The 17,800-nt window shown below is 68.6% G+C and carries 18 protein-coding genes and 1 tRNA gene; 6 read left to right on the forward strand and 13 right to left on the reverse strand.

What is annotated here, in order from left to right:
- Nucleotides 1-267 precede the first annotated feature (267 nt).
- Nucleotides 268-1,707 carry a DUF294 nucleotidyltransferase-like domain-containing protein gene (locus ACV4UZ_RS06255; protein ID WP_491600044.1) on the forward strand — a complete coding sequence of 480 codons (1,440 nt, stop codon included), beginning with the start codon at nt 268-270 and terminating at the stop codon, nt 1,705-1,707.
- A gap of 124 nt (nt 1,708-1,831) precedes the next feature.
- Here the strand turns inward: ACV4UZ_RS06255 and ACV4UZ_RS06260 are convergent, their stop codons facing one another.
- The 6 genes from ACV4UZ_RS06260 to ACV4UZ_RS06285 form a co-directional block, all read right to left on the reverse strand.
- Nucleotides 1,832-3,862: a 3'-5' exonuclease gene (locus ACV4UZ_RS06260; RefSeq protein ID WP_491600045.1), complete on the reverse strand. Its 2,031-nt coding sequence runs from the start codon at nt 3,860-3,862 to the stop codon at nt 1,832-1,834.
- 114 nt (nt 3,863-3,976) lie between these two features.
- A complete protein-coding gene (locus tag ACV4UZ_RS06265) occupies nt 3,977-4,174 on the reverse strand; it encodes a hypothetical protein (RefSeq protein ID WP_491600046.1) in 198 nt (65 codons plus the stop codon).
- Nucleotides 4,175-4,283: 109 nt separating this feature from the next.
- Nucleotides 4,284-4,844, reverse strand: a complete 561-nt coding sequence (locus ACV4UZ_RS06270) for a hypothetical protein (RefSeq protein ID WP_491600047.1) — start codon at nt 4,842-4,844, stop codon at nt 4,284-4,286.
- A gap of 7 nt (nt 4,845-4,851) precedes the next feature.
- On the reverse strand, nt 4,852-5,094 hold the full coding sequence (purS, locus tag ACV4UZ_RS06275; protein ID WP_008619816.1) for a phosphoribosylformylglycinamidine synthase subunit PurS: 243 nt from the start codon (nt 5,092-5,094) through the stop codon (nt 4,852-4,854).
- 46 nt (nt 5,095-5,140) lie between these two features.
- Nucleotides 5,141-5,905, reverse strand: coding sequence for a phosphoribosylaminoimidazolesuccinocarboxamide synthase (purC, locus tag ACV4UZ_RS06280; protein ID WP_491600048.1), 765 nt, complete (start codon nt 5,903-5,905; stop codon nt 5,141-5,143).
- A 174-nt stretch (nt 5,906-6,079) separates the two neighbouring features.
- Nucleotides 6,080-6,841 carry an NRDE family protein gene (locus tag ACV4UZ_RS06285; protein ID WP_491600049.1) on the reverse strand — a complete coding sequence of 254 codons (762 nt, stop codon included), beginning with the start codon at nt 6,839-6,841 and terminating at the stop codon, nt 6,080-6,082.
- 110 nt (nt 6,842-6,951) lie between these two features.
- Here ACV4UZ_RS06285 and ACV4UZ_RS06290 point away from each other — a divergent pair, with 110 nt between their 5' ends.
- Nucleotides 6,952-7,281 carry a DUF1476 domain-containing protein gene (locus ACV4UZ_RS06290; RefSeq protein WP_491600050.1) on the forward strand — a complete coding sequence of 110 codons (330 nt, stop codon included), beginning with the start codon at nt 6,952-6,954 and terminating at the stop codon, nt 7,279-7,281.
- Between the two features lie 183 nt (nt 7,282-7,464).
- Here the strand turns inward: ACV4UZ_RS06290 and ACV4UZ_RS06295 are convergent, their stop codons facing one another.
- Nucleotides 7,465-8,787: a diguanylate cyclase domain-containing protein gene (locus tag ACV4UZ_RS06295; protein ID WP_491600051.1), complete on the reverse strand. Its 1,323-nt coding sequence runs from the start codon at nt 8,785-8,787 to the stop codon at nt 7,465-7,467.
- Nucleotides 8,788-8,872: 85 nt separating this feature from the next.
- Nucleotides 8,873-9,799: an ArgK/MeaB family GTPase gene (locus ACV4UZ_RS06300; protein ID WP_491600052.1), complete on the reverse strand. Its 927-nt coding sequence runs from the start codon at nt 9,797-9,799 to the stop codon at nt 8,873-8,875.
- Between the two features lie 85 nt (nt 9,800-9,884).
- On the opposite strand from ACV4UZ_RS06300, the gene ACV4UZ_RS06305 reads away from it, so the two are divergent.
- The gene (locus tag ACV4UZ_RS06305) at nt 9,885-10,364 is read left to right on the forward strand and encodes a disulfide bond formation protein B (RefSeq protein WP_491600053.1); all 480 of its coding nucleotides are present in this window, start codon (nt 9,885-9,887) and stop codon (nt 10,362-10,364) included.
- Complete coding sequence (locus ACV4UZ_RS06310; protein WP_491600054.1) at nt 10,361-10,906, forward strand: demethoxyubiquinone hydroxylase family protein; 546 nt, start codon at nt 10,361-10,363, stop codon at nt 10,904-10,906. The genes ACV4UZ_RS06305 and ACV4UZ_RS06310 overlap by 4 nt, the downstream gene beginning before the upstream one ends.
- Here ACV4UZ_RS06310 and ACV4UZ_RS06315 read toward each other — a convergent pair whose 3' ends face one another.
- The 5 genes from ACV4UZ_RS06315 to ACV4UZ_RS06335 form a co-directional block, all read right to left on the reverse strand.
- Nucleotides 10,907-11,611, reverse strand: a complete 705-nt coding sequence (locus ACV4UZ_RS06315; protein ID WP_491600055.1) for an NUDIX hydrolase — start codon at nt 11,609-11,611, stop codon at nt 10,907-10,909.
- Entirely contained in the window at nt 11,611-12,477 is an 867-nt protein-coding gene (locus ACV4UZ_RS06320; protein ID WP_491600056.1) for a universal stress protein, read from the reverse strand. Before ACV4UZ_RS06320 ends, ACV4UZ_RS06315 begins: the two co-directional genes overlap by 1 nt.
- A gap of 79 nt (nt 12,478-12,556) precedes the next feature.
- Nucleotides 12,557-14,083, reverse strand: coding sequence for a bifunctional aminoglycoside phosphotransferase/ATP-binding protein (locus ACV4UZ_RS06325; RefSeq protein WP_491600057.1), 1,527 nt, complete (start codon nt 14,081-14,083; stop codon nt 12,557-12,559).
- Nucleotides 14,061-14,615, reverse strand: a complete 555-nt coding sequence (gene dcd, locus ACV4UZ_RS06330; RefSeq protein WP_491600058.1) for a dCTP deaminase — start codon at nt 14,613-14,615, stop codon at nt 14,061-14,063. Before dcd ends, ACV4UZ_RS06325 begins: the two co-directional genes overlap by 23 nt.
- A 17-nt stretch (nt 14,616-14,632) precedes the next feature.
- Nucleotides 14,633-14,836 carry a hypothetical protein gene (locus tag ACV4UZ_RS06335; RefSeq protein ID WP_491600059.1) on the reverse strand — a complete coding sequence of 68 codons (204 nt, stop codon included), beginning with the start codon at nt 14,834-14,836 and terminating at the stop codon, nt 14,633-14,635.
- Between the two features lie 123 nt (nt 14,837-14,959).
- On the opposite strand from ACV4UZ_RS06335, the gene ACV4UZ_RS06340 reads away from it, so the two are divergent.
- Together ACV4UZ_RS06340 and ACV4UZ_RS06345 are read left to right on the forward strand one after the other, a co-directional pair.
- A tRNA-Thr gene (locus ACV4UZ_RS06340) sits at nt 14,960-15,035 on the forward strand.
- 271 nt (nt 15,036-15,306) lie between these two features.
- On the forward strand, nt 15,307-17,772 hold the full coding sequence (locus ACV4UZ_RS06345; protein WP_491600060.1) for a cation:proton antiporter: 2,466 nt from the start codon (nt 15,307-15,309) through the stop codon (nt 17,770-17,772).
- Nucleotides 17,773-17,800: the final 28 nt, after the last annotated feature.

Genomic DNA, 17,800 nt, shown 5'->3' on the forward strand with positions numbered 1-17,800 from the left:
CTAATGAGAAATTAGGTATTCGTTTCGAACCTTCACCAGCTTTTCTCAAGACGACGCCAAATTCCCTTTCAGTTTCTGTTCAGATTACAGAAAATGTCACTTGACCCTTTCGCCGCGATGAGGCGAAGCCGGCCAACCCACCTAGAGTAAACACCCTATCGTGTTCTCGGAGAGAATTGACCGGCACATTTAGACTTTTACCATGGGGTCGCTTTTCAGGCTGAAATAGGTTGAATTTTCCACCTCCGCCACTATCGTACACGCGCCATGAACGACATTGCCGCCCTCGCCCGCATTGACAGTTTTCCCTATCGCCATCGCCTGCGCGAGGTGATGAGCACTCCGGTGCTCACCGCGCTGGCCTCGGTGACCCTGCACGACGCGGTCCACCGCATGTACGAGGCCAGGGTCTCGTCCATCGTCGGAATCGATGGCGAGGGACGCACGCTGGGCATCTTCACCGAACGCGATCTGCTGCGCATCCTGTCCAATACCGGTCCCGCCGGCCTGGAGCTGACGCTGGACCAGACCATGACCAAGCCGGTGGCCACCGTGTCGGCCGACGCCTACGTCTACGTGGCGCTGGCCCGGATGACGCGCCTCGACCTCCGGCATCTGGTGGTGGTGGATGGCGACAGCCGGCCGCTGGGCATGATCACCGGCCGGGCGCTGCTCAAGGTGCGCGCCACCGAGGCGCTGGTGCTGGGCGATTCGGCCGAGAGCGCCGCCAATGCCGACGAGATGAAGGCGGTGATGGTCAACCTGCCCAAGCTGGCCCGCGGCCTGCTGGGCGAAGGCGTGACCGCGCGCAACATCGCCTCGGTGATCGCCCTGGTGCTGCGCGACCTGACCGCGCGGGCCGCCGAGCTGGCCGAGCAGTCGCTGCTGGACGACGGCTGGGGCCCCGCCCCCGCCCGCTACGCCGTGCTGATCCTGGGATCGGGCGGACGCGGCGAAAGCCTGCTGGCCTTCGACCAGGACAACGCCATCGTCCACGACGGCAAGCCGTCCGACGATCCCTGGTTCGCCGAGCTGGGCAAGCGCCTCAACGACACCCTGAACAAGGCCGGCATCCCGTTCTGCGACGGCGGCGTCATGGCCCGCGAATCCAAGTGGCGCAAGAGCCTGGACGAATGGCGGGACGAGGTCCACGGCTGGGTCTTCTCGGTCGAGAACCAGACCGTGATGTATTGCGACATCTTCTACGACTTCCAGCCGGTGTGGGGCGACCGCGCCCTGGCCGAGGAGCTGCGGAGCATGGCCATGGAAAAGGCCGCCCAATCGGCCTTCTTCCTGCGCTACCTCGCCCAGAACGTGGCGGGCATGGACGGCTCCATCGGCCTGTTCGGCAATTTCGTCACCAAGCAGGGCCGCCTCAACGCCAAGAAATTCGGCCTGCTGCCCCTGGTCAGCGCGGCGCGCATGCGGGCCATCCGCGCCCACATCCCGGCCACCGGCACCGACGAGCGCTTCGCCGCCCTGAAGGAATCCGGCGTGCTGCACGAGGACGACCTGCGTGATTTCATCGAGGTGCGGGAAGTCGTGCTGCGCGTCATGCTGGAACAGCAGCTGGCCGACATCGCCCTGCAGATTCCCGCCTCGGCCAAGATCGATCCCAAGCGCCTCGACAAGCGCACCCGCTCCCGCCTGAAATGGGCCTTCCGCCGCCTCAAGACGCTGAAATTCGTCTGCGGCATCGGCGGGTAGAAGCGGGGCTCCCGCCCCGTAACCCCGGTTGGAGGCGATGCCTCCAAACCTCCCTTTCATTCATGAATGAAAATGGGGTCCGGGGCATCGGCCCCGGATAGGTTTGGGCGATAGCCCAATAGACCTACAGCACCCTCTGCCGCTCGTGCAGGATCATGGCGATGTCCAGCGTCTTGACCGCGTCGTCCAGGGTGTGGATGCCCCGGCCTTCCAGTGCCTCGATCTGGCGCAGCAACACCGCCGCCGTCACCATGGAATCGCCCAGCGCCGTATGGCGGTCGGTGATCTCGATGCCGTAGCGCTCGCAGATGTCGTCCAGGGAATGCCCGGCTTCCGGCCCGTCCAGGAAGTTGGACAGGATCATGGTGTCCAGCACCGGATTGTCGAAGCGGATTCCCATGTCCTTTTCCCGCATGCGCAGGAATTTCAGGTCGAAGGCGGCATTGTGGGCCACCAGCACCGCGTCGGCCACGTAGGAGCGGAACTGGGGCAGCACCACGCCGGCCGGCGGCTTGTCCACCACCATCTCGTCGGTGATGCCGTGATAGCGGATGGATTCCGCCGGAATGGGCCGGCCGGGATTGACGATGCGGTTGAAGCTCTCGCCCGACAGGATGCGGCCGTTGACGATGCGCACCCCGGCGATGGAGACGATCTGGTCACCCTGGGAGGGGTGCAGCCCGGTGGTCTCGGTGTCGAACACCACGAAGGTCAGCGACCGCAGCGGCTGGGCCCCCATGGCGCCGGTATCGCGGGACTGCTCCAGCAGCGTCATGTCGTAGAACTCGGGACGGCCGGGCAGCACCTGGCGGCCGTGGCCGTGCTGCTCGACCCCCTTGCGCATGGGAATGCGCAGGCTGCCGCCGCCCTCGTGGCGGCCGCGGACCAGTTCGGTGCCGGCATGGTGCTCCAGCACGTCCTTGACCGTCATGCCGCCCAGCGCCACCAGCGACTGGGCCAGCCAGCGGTCCAGCTGCGCCTGCTCGACCACCTCGCCCTCCCAGGCGAATTCCACCCAGGCGCCATGGTCGTCGGCGCCGCCCGACAGGTCGAACTGAGTGGCGCCGCTGCGGTCGGCCACCCGCCAGATCAGGGATTCGATGGCCATCACCAGGGAATGGGAATCGCCGTGCAGCCAGACGGGCAGACCCACCACGGTGGCGGTCATGTCCTCGCCCAGGCGGGACGCCACGAAGGTCAGCAGCTCGGTGGAGTTGATGTCGGCCATGGGCCACCACCCGGCCAGCATGGCGTGATAGCCCTTGGTCACCCGCCGGATGGCGTCGGAGATCACCATGCATTCATGGCGGATGGTGTGGGAATCGCCCGCCGACAGCATCATGCGGCGAAGGGGCATCTCCACGTCCTCGGCCACTTCGCGCAGCAGGGCCTCGCGCCCGGCCAGGGCGGCCAGCTGCGGCCCGGCGTCCACCAGGGTGACCACGTAGCCGGTCACCGTGCCCTCGTCGTTGCGGATCAGGGTCATGCGGGCCTGCAGCAGCATGCGGTCGTCCACCGTCCCGGCCAGGAACGGCAATCCGCCCTCGGCGGTGCCGCCGCGATTGGCCAGGATGTCCATCATGTGCATGACCGGCTCGCGTGCGATGGTCTCGAACAGCGAGCGCCCCAGCCCCAGCTCCGCCGTCTCGCGCAGCATGTCGAAGGCCACCTGGTTGTAGAGCACCAGCTGGTGGCGCTGGTTGCACACCAGCACACCCTCGTGCAGGTCGTTGAGGATGGCGGCCAGGCGGTTGGAATTCTCCTCGGACTTGCGGGTGGCGGCGGACAGGCCCTCGGCCAGCTCGGTCCGGGCCTTGACCATGCGCGAGCAGACCTCGTTCACCGCCTCGGGCAGCGGCGCGATCATGAAATAGCGTTCGGGATCGACGCGGTCACGCCCGCCGCCGCCATAGGCGATGGCGCGCACCTCGGCGGCCATCTTCTTGATGGCGCGGACCACCAGGAAGTCGATGGCTTTCCACGACACGGCGAACAGCACCGCCGCCCCGGCCAGGGAGACCATCACCAGGGCGATCAGCTCCTCGCGGTCGACCACGCCCTGGGACATGAAATATCCCGCCGCGACGGTAACCGCCACATCGGCGGCAAACGCCGCCGCGAGCCACGGAAACGGGCCTCGCCACTTGACCGCCACGGACACCCCTCCTCGACCATTGCCGTATTTTAGTCTTTTCCAGTATGACGCCGTGCCCGGCGTCCCCAGTCAACCCCGGATGTGGACCGGCAATGCGGAAAGGTGGGGAAAAGGTCAAAGCCCGGCGGCGGGGTAGCGGGATGCCAGCAGAGCCAGGGCAGCGGTGACGGTGTAACCGGAATAGTAGCTTTGCAGCAGCAACCGCTGGTCGATGCCCAGCGCGCGGGCCGAACTGCCCAGCTGATCCTTCAACCGGGTCTCCAGATCGGCGGCCCACAGGGTGTAGCCGCTGTCGAACAGGGGATAGGCCATCTTGCTCTCCACGAATGCCACCCCAGGGAAGACGGGGAGGCCATGAATCGCATCATGACGGACGAGCATGGCGGTCCTGGGACCGCTTTGTGGCGAAATCAGGGAAAGATCACGGGCATTTCGGCAGGCGGCGCATCTGCTCCAGGGTCGCGGTGGCGGCGACCCGCGCGGCGCAGGCCGGGCTGGCGGCGGCCAGGGGCGCGGGCGGCGGCGCGGCGGGCGGAGCGGCCACCACCGGAGCGGCCGGCCTCGGCGCCGGAGCGGGCGGTGGGGGCGGGGCAGGCGGCGCAGCCACCTTGACCGCCGGAGGCGGCGGCGCTTCCCGGGCCGGCGAGGGCACCACGATGGGCGCGGCGACCGGAGCCGGGGGAGAGGCAAGAGCCGGAGCCGGAACCGGAGCCGGGGGGGGCACGGCTACCACCGCCGGCTGGACCGGGGCGGGCGGAGCACTCGGAACCTGGTTGTCGGGGGTATTGAGATGGGGGGACGGACTGGAAATGGGCGGGCCGACCAGCACGCCGAGCACGTTGCCGATACCGTCGATGAGGTCCTCGAACAGCTCGGTGTCCAGGGGCTGGGTCCGGATCGCAGGATCCTCGGCCCGGACGGGCATGGCCGACGCCATGCCCAGGCAGAGGATCAGGCCGGGAAGAAGCCGCCGCGCCGCCACAGCCGGCTCAGTCCACCAGTTCGATGGCGTAGTTCTCGATCACGGTGTTGGCCAGCAGGCCCTTGCACATCTGCTCCACCGCGTCCTTGGCCTTGGCCCGGTCGGTCTCGGCCAGGTCGAGTTCGATGTACTTGCCCTGGCGCACGTCGTTGACGCCGCCGAAGCCGAGCGAGCCCAGCGCGTGCTGCACCGCCTTGCCCTGGGGATCGAGAACGCCGTTCTTGAGGGTGATATGGACTTTGGCTTTCACGTCGGTCTTTCCGTTTTGTACGAGGGAACGTAAAGGGGGAAGGCCCCTATTGCATCATCGCGGGACCCTTGAGATCCCGGGGACCGCCTTCCGGCAGGATGCCGAGGCGGCGGGCCACTTCCTGATAGGCTTCCTCCACCCCGCCGAGGTCGCGGCGGAAGCGGTCCTTGTCCATCTTGTCGCCGGTGCGGATGTCCCACAGGCGGCAGGAATCGGGGCTGATCTCGTCGGCCAGCACGATCTGCATGTCGTCGCCGTTGTAAAGGCGGCCGAACTCGATCTTGAAGTCCACCAGGCGGATGCCGACGCCGAGGAACAGGCCCGAAAGGAAGTCGTTGATGCGCAGGGCCAGGGACATCATCTCGTCCAGGTCCTGGGTGGTGGCCCAGCCGAAGGCGGTGATGTGCTCCTCCGAGACCATGGGGTCGTTCAGCGCGTCGGACTTGAAGTACCACTCGATGATGCAGCGCGGCAGGGGCGTGCCCTCGGACAGGCCGAAGCGCTGGGCCAGCGAGCCGGCGGCCACGTTGCGCACCACCACCTCGAGCGGAATGATCTCCACCTCGCGCACCAGCTGCTCGCGCATGTTCAGGCGGCGGACGAAATGGGTGGGAACCCCGATCTCGCCCAGGCGCAGCATCAGGTATTCGGAAATGCGGTTGTTCAGGACCCCCTTGCCGGTGATGGTGCCGCGCTTCTTGTTGTTGAAGGCGGTGGCATCATCCTTGAAGTACTGCACCAGGGTGCCGGGCTCGGGTCCTTCGAACAGGACCTTGGCCTTGCCCTCGTAAATCTGTCTGCGTCTTGCCATGGAAAAATCCAAATCGATGGCGCCCGCTTCGCATCCCCCACGGAGGTCGGGCGGGGAACGGCGCGGACGGCGAAGGGGCGGCGGACAGGTCCGTCACCCGTGTTTCGAGCTTGGTATAGCAGGCTCGGTCCCTGGAAACAATGAAACGAAGCGGAAGCGGGTCCGCCCTCCCCGTCAGCCCACTCCGCCGTACGCCGTCCGGTCCGGCCGCCCGGCGGCGAAGCGCCAGACCCGCCCGGCCTCGGCCGTCTCCGGGGCCGGCAGGGCGATCAGCGAGGCCGACACCGTCCCGAATCCGTCGGGGCGCAGGAAGCACATGGCGGGCGTCTCCTCGCCGTCGGGACCGCGCCCGCCGGTATCGGCCATCAGCGCCTGCCATTCTCCCCACTCGCCGCCTTCGGGATGGGCCGGATCGGGAGCGGGCGGAGCGGCGGCGGCGAAGCGGTCGAGATAGGCGGCGATGCGCGGGCTGCTCCGGTCGTCCAGGTCGAGCGCGCTCAGCATGTGCAGCCCGGGGGCGATGGGACGCACCTCCAGCCGGCTGCCGTCGGCCCGCACCCAGAAGGCGTCGCGGTTGTCGGCCACCACCATGTTGAACGACCGGTAGGCGCCGGCGTTCAGATGGGCCAAGGCCTCGGCCGAGTCGGCGGCGTCGGCGTGGTCCAGGGCCTCGAGCACCAGTTCGCCGCGCGAACGCTTGCCCGGAGCCGGCCCCAGGGTGCCGATGCGGTTGAGGATGGCCGCCACCACGCCGGTGTCGTTGACGCCCAGCCAGGTGCCGCCCGCCAGTTCGTCCAGCCCGGCCACCACTTCGGGCCGGTCGTCCCACCAGCGACCCGGCGGCTTCCAGGGTCTGGTGTTCATCTCGTCGCGGTTGGCGGCGACGATCAGGGGCCAGTGGTGGCCGGGCCTGCGAAGCAGGACAAGGGTGCACATGCGCAAAAATCCGTTTCTAGCGGCGCTTTCGCCCGTTATAACACGGCTTGCGCCCGCGGCTTTCAACTGCGGACGCCAACCGTAACAAAGGGAATGGAACGCGGCGCGCCATGACTGCCTTCGACGATCGCGAGAAAGCCTTCGAGGCCAAGTACCGGCTGGACCAGGAACAGGAATTCAAGGCGAAGATCCGCCGCGACAAGCTTCTGGGGCTGTGGGCCGCCGAGCAGATGGGTATTGCCGGCGATGCCGCCAAGACCTACGCCCTGTCGGTGGTCGATGTGGAATTCGACGCCACCGACCGCGATGCCGGGCACAAGATCGCCCGCGACTTCATCGCCAGCGGAATCGCCATCGACGAAACGGCCATCCGCCACCAGATGGCGGTGCTGCTGGAAGTGGCGCGCGAGCAGCTGATCGCCGAGATGAACCGCTCCTAGAGTTTGTCCGGGTTTAGCGGAACCGATGCAGCGCCTTCGTCCGTCACCCCGGCCTTGAGCCGGGGTCCAGGGGGACCAACCTCAAACATCATCGTTGGTAATTCCTGGGTCCCGGGTCGAGCCCGGGACGACGAGAGAATGTGCATCAACTTAAATCCGACAGATCCAGGATCGCCCTGAGTCTCAGTCGCCGGCCGGAGCGTCGTCCAGGTCGATCTCGTCGGCCGGCATGGAATCCGAGTAGAAGCAATAGCCGTTGCGGCCCGAGTGCTTGACCCGGTACATGGCCATGTCGGCGGCCTTGCTGACCTCGTCCATGGTGTTTCCGTCATCGGGGAACACCGCGATGCCGATGGACGCCCCCACTAGGCAGGCGTGCTCGTTGTAGGGGATGGGCGAGCCCAGCGTCTCGATGATCTTGCGCGCCACCATGGCCGCCTCGCCGGGCCGGCCGATCTCCTCGACCACCACCACGAATTCGTCGCCGCCGACGCGGGACACCGTGTCGGAGCTGCGGACGCAATTGTTCAGCCGCCGCGCCACCTCGCGCAGGACCGCGTCGCCGGCCTCGTGGCCCAGGGTGTCGTTGATGGGCTTGAACTTGTCCAGATCGACGTAAAGCACCGCCATGCGGCCGCCGTGGCGCCGCACGCGGGCCAGGGCGTGGCTGATGCGGTCGTTGAGCAGGTTGCGGTTGGGCAGGCCGGTCAGGGTGTCGTGGTGGGCCAGGCGCTTGATGCGCTCCTCGTTCTCCTTGCGCTCGGAAATGTCGCGCAGGATGCCGGTGAACAGGCGGCCCTTGCCGTAACGCAATTCGCTGACCGAGATTTCCATGGGAAAGTGGGAACCGTCGGCGCGATAGCCCATGCTTTCCACCGCCCGGCCCATCAGTTTGGCCGAACCGGCCAGATATTGCGAGAACAGGGCCTGATGCTGCTCCTGCAGGTCCGAGCCCATCAGCACGCCGATATGCTGGCCCACCAGCTTGCCCTTGGGGTGGCCGAACATGCGCTCGGCCGCCGGATTGGCGGTCTCGATCAGGCCGTGCTCGTCAACGGTGATGATGCCTTCCGCCACCGAGGCCAGCACCCCCTGAAGGCGTTCCTCGCGCTCGCGCAGCGCCTCGGCCGACTTGACGAATTTCGAGATGTCGCGCGCCTCGACCAGGAAGGTCTCGTCAGGCCCGGGAATCAGGCGGACACGGATTTCCGCCTCGAACAGGGTGCCGTCGCGACGCATCAGCTTCAGCGGCAGGAACTCTTCCTCGGCCAGCAATTCCCAGCCCGCCTCCACCAGGAAGCGGTAATCGGCCTCGACGAACTCCACGAAGGCCATGCCGATGGCGTCGTCCTGCGAGCCCAGGCCCAGAACCCGGACCCCGGCCTGGTTGATGAAGATCACCTGGCCCTGGCGCAGGATGCAGACGAGCGCCGACACGAGCTCGAGCAGCTCGTGTTCCACATTGACCTTTCCGGTCTTGGAGACGGCGACGGCGGACGAGGGCACTCGGTTCCCCCATGACGATAGTTTGGTGATGGTCGGTCGAATGGCAGGGGTTGTCAATATCTGCGAGGGCAGACGCCCACATTAATCAACCTTTAGAGTCGAACCCCAGTTGCCGCGACAACTCCGACAGACGGGCGAAGGGCGACGCGCCGGGCGGCAGCGACAGATCGCCGGCGCGGCGCACCCCTTCCCGGCCGAAGCGCTCGCGCACCGCCTCCTCCAGCCAGGCCTCCGCCTGGGCATGACGGATGGCGGCCAGCCGCCCCAGCTCGCCCAGGGCGGCGGCATGGGCGTCGATGGCGGCGACCAGTTCCTCCACCCCCTCGCGCCGGGCCGAGGACACCATCAGGACCGGAACCTCCCAGCCCTCGTGGCCGCCGCCCCCCAGGCCCAGGGCGCCCAGCACGTCGGCGCGGGCGCGTACCGCCGCCGCCCCCATGTCGGCCTTGGTCACCACCACCACGTGGGGAATCTCGGCGATGCCCGCCTTCATGAACTGCAGCGAATCTCCCGAGCCCGGCTGGACGCAGAACAGCACGGTGTCGGCGACGCCGACCACGTCGGTCTCGCTCTGGCCCACCCCCACCGTCTCGATCAGCACCACGTCGTAGAGGGCGCGCATCAGCACCATGGCCGACACGGTCAGCCCGGCCAGCCCGCCCAGGCGGTCGCGGGCCGCCATGGAGCGCACGAAGACCCCCTGGTCCTCGGGGTCGGTGGAGAGCCGGGTGCGGTCGCCCAGCAGGGCGCCGCCCGAACGCCGGGACGAGGGGTCGACGGCGATACAGCCCACACGGCGCCCCGCGCCGCGCCAGGCGGCGATCAGGGCGTTCATCAGGGTGGACTTGCCCACGCCGGGCGGCCCGGTCATGCCGACCACGTGGGCGCGGGGCTCGGCATAGGCGCGGTCCAGCAGCGCCACGGTGGCGGGCGCGTCGGGAAAGCGTTCCAGTTCGGCCAGGGCGCGGGCCAGGGCGGCCTTGCCGCCCGCCCGGATGTCGTCGAGGGTCACGTCGTCTCCTTCGGACTGGGGCGGCGATTGTCCCCGCCCCCGACGGGGTGGTCAAGGCCGCGCATCACCTTTATAGTGCGGCGCGATGAAGACCGCCCTGCATCCCACCGCCCTGCTGGTGGCCGGCCTCTGCCTCGCCGCCCTGGCCTTCGCCCTGGTCGCCCAGTACGGGTTCGGCCTGCGCCCGTGCAATCTCTGCCTGATCCAGCGGGTGCCCTTCGCCCTGGCCGCCCTGCTGGGCCTGGCGGCGCTCAAGGACGGCTGGCCCGCCGCGACCCTGCTGCGCCTGGCCGGCATCGCCCTGGCGGTCAACGGCGGCATCGCCTTCTACCATGTGGGGGTCGAGCAGTACTGGTGGGCCTCGGCGGTCTGTTCCGGCAGCCCGCAGGGCGCCGTGGCGGTGTCCGACCTGCTGGCCGAGATGAGCAAGCCGGCCGAAGCCCAGTGCGACACCCCCGCATGGTCGTTCCACGGCATCACCATGGCCGTCCTCAACGTGCCGTTCTCGGGCCTTTTCGGCCTGGCGGTGCTGTGGGCGGTCAAGCGTTCGGAGGCTTCGCGATGAGACCCCCCATCCCCGGCGACCTGAACCACGACGCGCTGATCGATCGCTTCCTCAGGGTCAATCAGGCGGGCGAGCTGGGCGCCGTGCGCATCTACGAAGGCCAGCGGGCGGTCCTGGGGCGCAAGGGCGCCAAGGCCGCGCCGCTGCTCCAGCGCATGGCGGAACAGGAACAGCAGCACCTGGACACCTTCAACCGCCTGATCGCCGAGCGCCGCACCCGCCCCACCATGCTGTCGCCGCTGTGGCATCTGGCCGGCTTCGCCCTGGGGGCCGGCACCGCGCTCTTAGGCGAGAAGGCGGCCATGGCCTGCACCGTGGCGGTGGAGGAGACCATCGACGCCCATTACGCCCGCCAGGCCGAGCAATTGGGCGAGGACGAGGCGGCCTTGAAGAACACCATCCTCAAATTCCGCGACGACGAGATCGAGCACCGCGACATCGGGCTGGAGCACGGCGCCGAGCAGGCCCCCGCCTATCCCGTGCTGTCGGCCGCCATCAAGGGCGGCTGCCGCCTGGCCATCTGGCTCAGCGAGCGGATCTGATCACAGCAGACCTCGCAGCCGCGCCATGCAGAAGGCGTTGACGGCGTGGGCGTCCTCGATGCCGCCCTCGGCCATCATCCCGGCGAAGCGGTCGGGTGTCACCTGGACGATGTCGTAGATGCCCTCGGACAGTTGCGGCTCCCCCACGTCCGCCAATTGGGCCAGAAAGTAATCCAGCCCGGCATTGGACAGCGAGGTGTCGCAGAAGGTCCGGCCGAGATGGGTGGCGCCGGTGACCCGGCCCCCCACCTCCTCGGCGATCTCGCGCAGCACGGTCTCCTCCAGCCCGTCGCCGGGCTCCACCGATCCCCGGGGAATTTCCAGCAGGAAGCGGCCGATGGCGTGGCGGAACACCCGCAGCAGGACGATCCGCCCCTCGAACAGCGGCAGCACGCCCACCCCCCGGGCACCATTGGCGTAGACCACCCGGTTGTGGGTGCCGAGCGACCCGTCCGGAAACCGGATGGCGTCGCGCAGCACCAGGATGTAGGCGTCCTCCACCAGCACGCCCACCGAGGCGGAAGCGGACGGAAGCCCCCTGGCGCGGTTGCGCCCCGCCACCACCGCCGAGGCGGCGGCGATGTCGGCTTCGTCCAACAGGATATGGATGCCGCCGGCCGGCCGCTGGAACAGCTCCGGCCGGGTGGCGACCAATTCCCGGTAGCGGCGGTAATCGGCCCGCCGCCCCGAGGGCTTTCCGTCCATCAATGGCACATCAGCACGTGCAGCGGCGCGTGGGCGATGACGTGGCGGGTGACGCCGCCCAGGATCAGCTGGCGCAGCCGCGAGTGGGTGTAGGCCCCCATCACCAGCAGATCGGCCCCGGCCTTGCGGCTCTGGCGCAGCAATTCCTCGCCGGCATGGGCGCTGGGGGCCTGGATGACGGTGGTGCCGGCGGCAATGCCGTTCCAGGCCAGATAGGCCTCCAGCTCTCCGGCCGGGACGGGTCCGCCGGCATGCTCGGCCACGGTCAGGATGCTCACCGACGCCGCTCCCTCGAGGAAGGGCATGGCGAAGGCCACGGCGCGGGCCGCCTCGGCGCTGCCGTTCCAGGCGATGCACACATTGGTGCCGGGCAGCGGCGCCGGCTCGGCGGGGCACAGCAGCAAGGGACGGCCGCAGGCCATCAGGGCGGTGTTGAGGGTGATCATGGCCGCCACTTCGGCCTCGCCGCCGGGATGGCCGAACACCACCAGGTCCGAGACCCGGCCGCGCCAGGTGACCACGTCCTCCTCGCGCCCGACCACCTCGACCCATTCGGCGGACGGGCCGTCCACCGGCGGGGCGGCGGCCAGGGGAGCTCCGTTGCGGGCCAGGGCAACGTCGAAGGCGGCCCGCGCCTGCCTGGCGCGCTGGGCCGACTGGGTCTCGGCGATGCCGATCATCTCCTCGACCATGGCCCCCGACATGCCCTCGCCCACCAGCGGCACGGCGCCGGTGGGATCGGGGCGCACGTGCAGGCCGACCACATGCCCGGAAAAGCGCCCGGCCAGACGCAGCGCCGTATCCAGGGGGATGGCGGCGGACAGTTCGTCCTCGACCGGGACCAGAATGGACTTGAAGGCGGACATGACGGCTCTCCTTGTCACGACATGCGGAATATTATGCGCCCGAACCGGCGGCTTGGAAATCCGCAGACTCCGACGGGACCTATACCCCCAGCGCGGCCTTGCCGGCTTCCAGGGTCACGTCCTTGGGCGGCGAGGAATCGATGCGCGTCCAGGCAATGGCGCCCAAATCGTAGGACAATTGCCGCTCCAACACCTGGGGCGTGGCGTCCGAGACATTGGCCTTGCGCTCGGCGATGCGCCGTTTCGACAGCTCCGCCGGAGCCTCCAGCCACAGCCCGTCGAAGCGCACCCCCGCCGCCCGCGCCACCCGCTCGATGGCCTCGCGCTGCTCGGGCTTGGCGAAGACGGCGTCGGCCACCACGCCGTGCCCGTCGGCCAGCAGGGCGGCACAGGTGTCGTAGAGGCGTTGGTAGGTGCGCTCGGTCACCTCCGCCGTATAGCCGTCGGGGCCGAGCTTTTCCGAGATGGGAACGCCCATCAGGTGCTTGCGCAAGGAATCGCTCCTCACCACCGCCGCGCCGGGCACCGCCAGGAAGGGGGCCAGTTCGCGGCCCATGCGCGACTTGCCGCTGCCCGATAGCCCCCCCACCGCCAGCAGCCGGGGCGCGGGCGGATCGAGATAGGCGCGTGCCGCCGCCAGATACGAACGGGCGTCGGCGGCCAGACGCTCGCGCCCCTCCCCTTGCGCGCCGGCGGCCATGGTGGCGCACACATGGGCACGCACCCCGGCCCGAGCCGACAGATAGAGCGGCATGGGGGCGATGCCGGCGAAATCGGCGGTAAGGTCCAGATAGTGGTTCATCACCCAGTTGGCCTGTCGCCGCGCGCCCCGATGGTCCAGGTCCATCAGCAGGAAGGCCAGGTCGTAGATCACGTCGATGCAGGCGATGTCCTCGGAGAATTCGATGGCGTCGAACAGCGCCGGACGCCCCCGCCACAGGCAGATGTTGCCGAGATGCAGGTCGCCGTGGCACTGGCGGACGAAGCCGGCCGCCCGGCGCTCCTCCATCCGGGGGGCGAAACGCTCCAGGGCGGCGAAGGAGGCCCGGGCCAGGTCCTCCACCTCGTCGGCCGGCAGGATGGCAGGGACCTGGGTCCGCATGGACAGGCGGTTGGTGGCGATGGTCCACTCCAGCCCGGCCCGCCCGCCCCTCTGGTCGCGCACCGGGGCGGCGCGGTGAAAGGCGGCGATGGCCTCGGTCAGGGCGTTGCAGCGCTCACGGTCCAACTCGCCCCGGCGGGCCAGCCGGTCGAACAGGGTATCCTGGTCGAAGCGGCGCATCTCCACCGCCCACTCCACCGCCTCGCCCGGGCCGTCCAGTTCCAGCCCGCCAGTCGCGGAACGGGTCAGCGCCCGCACGCCGAGATAGAGGTCGGGCGTGGCGCGGCGGTTGATCTCCACCTCCGCCTCGCAGGCGGCCTTGCGCGCCGCGAGCGTGGTGAAGTCGAGAAACGGCAGGCGCACCGGCTTCTTCAGCTTGAAGACGCGGTCCCCGGCCAGGAACAGGGTCGAGATATGGGTGTCGATGCGCTCCACCCCCGCGCCGGCGTGGGCGCGGGACTCGGCGAGGAAGGCTTCGGCCTCAGAGCCGGGGCAGGGTGACACCCTGCTGCCCCTGATACTTGCCCGCCCGGTCGCCGTAGGAGGTCTCGCACACCGAGTGCCCCTTGAGGAAGATGAACTGGCAGGCGCCCTCGTTGGCGTAGATCTTGGCGGGCAGCGGCGTGGTGTTGGAGAATTCCAGGGTGACGTGGCCTTCCCATTCGGGCTCCAGCGGCGTCACGTTCACGATGATGCCGCAGCGGGCATAGGTGGACTTGCCCAGGCAGATCACCAGCACGTCGCGGGGAATGCGGAAATACTCCACCGTGCGGGCCAGGGCGAAGCTGTTGGGGGGAATGACGCAAACGTCGGTCTCGCGGTCCACCAGGCTGTTGGCGGCGAACGCCTTGGGATCGACCACCGCCGAATCCACGTTGGTGAAGATCTTGAACTCGGGGGCCACCCTGGCGTCGTAGCCGTAGGAGGACAGGCCGTAGGAGATGACGCCCTCACGCTGCAGCTTCTCGGTGAAGGGCTCGATCATGCCCTTGGTCGTCGCCATCTCGCGGATCCAGGTATCCGGCATCACGGACATCGGGCACTCCCCCTTTTTCAACTCTCGGCTTTTTGTACTCCAGGGCCGGAGGCGGGGCAAGGCTCGCCCCCGCCATCGCTCCCCTCCCCTTCGGCGCGGGCACGGCCCTGGGCCTTGCGCCGGGCCAGATTGGCGCGCAGGGCCTCGGCCTGCCGGCGCTGGCGCGCGGCGGCCTCGGCATGGCCGCGGGCCGAGAATTTCGGATTGGTATCGTCGCTCATGGCCGCCAGTTTTGAGCCCTGGAGAAAAGCGCGTCAAGAGCCCCGGAAAGACGCTTGCGTCGGCATATCGAGTGTGGCATAAAGCGCCCCTCTTCACGGGGCGCCCGCCCTACGAAAAGAATTGCTGCCGTAGCTCAGTCGGTAGAGCATACCCTTGGTAAGGGTAAGGTCGATGGTTCGATTCCATTCGGCAGCACCATGAAAGGCCTCAGGGAAACCTGGGGCCTTTCGCCTTTTCAGGCCCCGGCCCCGGCCCCATCGCCATGCGGAGGGGCGCCGGGACGCGAACCGCGCCGCTCGTTGCCAGAACCGGTCCCGACGACAATTCTTCTGGATGTGGCGGAAGCACTCGGCAAAAGTATGGCGTCGGCACGGGCGGACGGGATATTCCTTCGGATGGGAGTGACCGGGGTTTCGAGATCAGGGGGCGGGTAGGCACCATGCATGGCATAGGGACGGTAATGCTCGGCGTGACGGGCCTTCTGGCGCTGGTGACGCTGATGGTGCCGGTGGCCGCGCGGGCCAATGTCGCCTTCTCGCTGGTGCTGGCCGCCGCCGGCATCGCGCTCGGCGGATTGGTCGGCACCGTGCCCGAGCTGGGCCTGGGAGGCCCGGTCAACGACTTTTTCGCCGCTCTCGGCCATTTCGACCTGTCGTCCGAAGCCTTCATCCTGGTGTTCCTGCCGGTCCTGCTGTTCGAGACCGCCGTCACCATCGACGTCCGCCGCCTGATGGACGACATCGCCCCCATCCTGGTCCTGGCGGTGGTGGCGGTGCTGGTTTCCACCTTCGTGGTCGGCTTCTCGCTGGCCGCGGTGACCGAGATGGGCATCATCGCCTGCCTGCTGCTGGCCGCCATCGTCTCGACCACCGATCCCATCGCCGTGGTGGGCATCTTCCGCGACCTGGGCGTTCCCCACCGGCTGAACCTGCTGGTGGAGGGAGAGAGCCTGTTCAACGACGCCGCCGCCATTTCGCTGTTCGCCCTGTTCGTCGGCATGCTGACCGGCGAGCGTCAGGCCGACGTCGTGGACGGCGTCCTGGCCTTCGGGCGGGGCTTCGCCGGCGGACTGGCCTTCGGCTATGCCTGCGGACGCCTGGTGTGCCTGAGCTTCAACCTGCTGCGCGGCCAGAGCGCGGCCGAGATCACCCTGACGGTGGCGGCGGCCTATCTGGTCTTCCTGCTGGGCGAGCATTACCTGCATGTGTCGGGCGTCGTCGCGGTGGTGACCACCGCCCTGGTGGTCAGCTATGACGGCCGCACCCGCGTCTCGCCCGAAACCTGGACCGGTCTGGTCGATATCTGGAAGCAGATCGGCTACTGGGCCAGTTCGCTGATCTTCCTGCTGGCCACCATGCGGGTCCCGGACATGCTGGCCGGCATGAGCGGCGGCGACCTGATCAGCCTGGCGGTGCTGATCGCCGCCGCCCTGGCGGCCCGCGCCCTGGTGCTGTTCGGCCTGTTCCCGGGCCTGGCCGCCCTGGGCTGGGCCGAACCGGTAAGCGCGCCGCTGCGGGCGGTGGTGCTGTGGGGCGGGCTGCGCGGGGCGATCTCGCTGGCCCTGGCCCTGGCCGTGGTGGAAAACCCGGCGATTCCGGCGCCGGTGAAATCCTTCGTCTCGGTGATGTGCACCGCCTTCGTCCTGTTCACCCTGTTCGTCAACGCGCCGCTGCTGCGGCCGATGATCCGCCTGCTGGGACTGGACCGGCTGTCGCCGTCGGACATGGCGGTGCGGGGGCGCGCCATCGCCACCGCCCTGACCGAAGTCCGTCGCAAGGTCGCCGACGCCGCCGCCGATTACGGCATCGAGCGCACCCTGGCGGCGGAACTGGCCGACGGCTACACCGAACGCCTGGGAGCGGCCGAGATACAGGTGGCGGGCGCGGCGACGCTCAGCCTGGACGAGGAGATCCGCAGCGGGCTGATGATGCTGGCCGGCCGGGAACAGGCCTGCTATCTGCGCCACTATCGCGAGGGCACCGTCTCGGGCCGGATCACCCGCACCCTGCTGGCGGGCGCCGCCCGGCTGCAGGACGGCGTCAAGACCGGCGGAGAGGCGGGATACGATGCCGGCCACGTCTCGTTCCTGTCGTTCTCCTGGCGTTTCCGGCTGGCGCTGGCGCTGCAGCGCCGGACGGGATTCGAAGCCCTCCTGGCCGACGAGATCACCAATCGGTTCGAGGTGCTGCTGATGGTCCAGGCGGCCTTGCGCGAATTGCTGGAATTCGCCTGGGCCAAGATGCCCCTGATGATCCGTCACGATGCCGCCGTGGTGGTCACCGCCACCATCGAGCGGCGCCTGGAAAGCGTGGACACGGCGCTGTCGGCCCTGCGCCTGCAATACGCCGATTTCTCGCGGGCCCTGCAACTCCGCTATCTGGAGCGGGCCGCCGTCCGCATCGAGGAGACCGAGTACCGGCGTCTGCGCGCCGAGGTCGCCATCAGCCACGAGGTCCTGAACGACCTTCTCGCCGACCTGGATCAGCGGTCGCGCCGGCTGGCCAGGCGGCTGCCCATCGACCTGCAGCTCAGCCCGGAACGCATGGTCGCCAGGGTGCCCGCCTTCACCGGCCTTCCGCCGGAGCAGGTATCGCAGATCACCAGGGTCCTGCGCCCGCTGGTCACGGTTCCGGGCGAAACCATCCTGCGGCGTGGCGATCCCGGCCACGCCATGTACTTCATCGCCTCGGGCGCGGTCGAGGTCCGGGTGGCGCCGACACCGATCCGATTGGGCAGCGGCGACTTCTTCGGCGAGATGGCGCTGGTGTCACGGCGCCGCCGCAGCGCCGACGTGGTGTCGCTCGGATTCTGTTCGCTGCTGGTGCTTCAGGCCCGCGACTTCGACGCCCTGCTGGCGGTCAGCCCCGTCTTGCGGGACTGCATCCACGAGACCTCGCGCCGTCGCGCCGATGGCGGCGCCGTTCCTCCCGCCTGAAGGCCGGCCCCGGTCGAAGCCGGCGGGC

This window comes from Paramagnetospirillum sp., from assembly GCF_058402745.1.

Excerpts from the sequence above, each read along its gene's own strand:
- ACV4UZ_RS06255 (WP_491600044.1), top strand. The coding sequence starts at position 268 with ATGAACGACATTGCCGCCCTCGCCCGCATTGACAGTTTTCCCTATCGC.
- ACV4UZ_RS06265 (WP_491600046.1), bottom strand. The coding sequence starts at position 4,174 with ATGGCCTATCCCCTGTTCGACAGCGGCTACACCCTGTGGGCCGCCGAT.
- purC (WP_491600048.1), bottom strand. The coding sequence starts at position 5,905 with ATGGCAAGACGCAGACAGATTTACGAGGGCAAGGCCAAGGTCCTGTTC.
- ACV4UZ_RS06285 (WP_491600049.1), bottom strand. The coding sequence starts at position 6,841 with ATGTGCACCCTTGTCCTGCTTCGCAGGCCCGGCCACCACTGGCCCCTG.
- ACV4UZ_RS06290 (WP_491600050.1), top strand. The coding sequence starts at position 6,952 with ATGACTGCCTTCGACGATCGCGAGAAAGCCTTCGAGGCCAAGTACCGG.
- ACV4UZ_RS06305 (WP_491600053.1), top strand. The coding sequence starts at position 9,885 with ATGAAGACCGCCCTGCATCCCACCGCCCTGCTGGTGGCCGGCCTCTGC.
- ACV4UZ_RS06310 (WP_491600054.1), top strand. The coding sequence starts at position 10,361 with ATGAGACCCCCCATCCCCGGCGACCTGAACCACGACGCGCTGATCGAT.
- ACV4UZ_RS06315 (WP_491600055.1), bottom strand. The coding sequence starts at position 11,611 with ATGGACGGAAAGCCCTCGGGGCGGCGGGCCGATTACCGCCGCTACCGG.
- ACV4UZ_RS06320 (WP_491600056.1), bottom strand. The coding sequence starts at position 12,477 with ATGTCCGCCTTCAAGTCCATTCTGGTCCCGGTCGAGGACGAACTGTCC.
- dcd (WP_491600058.1), bottom strand. The coding sequence starts at position 14,615 with ATGTCCGTGATGCCGGATACCTGGATCCGCGAGATGGCGACGACCAAG.
- ACV4UZ_RS06335 (WP_491600059.1), bottom strand. The coding sequence starts at position 14,836 with ATGAGCGACGATACCAATCCGAAATTCTCGGCCCGCGGCCATGCCGAG.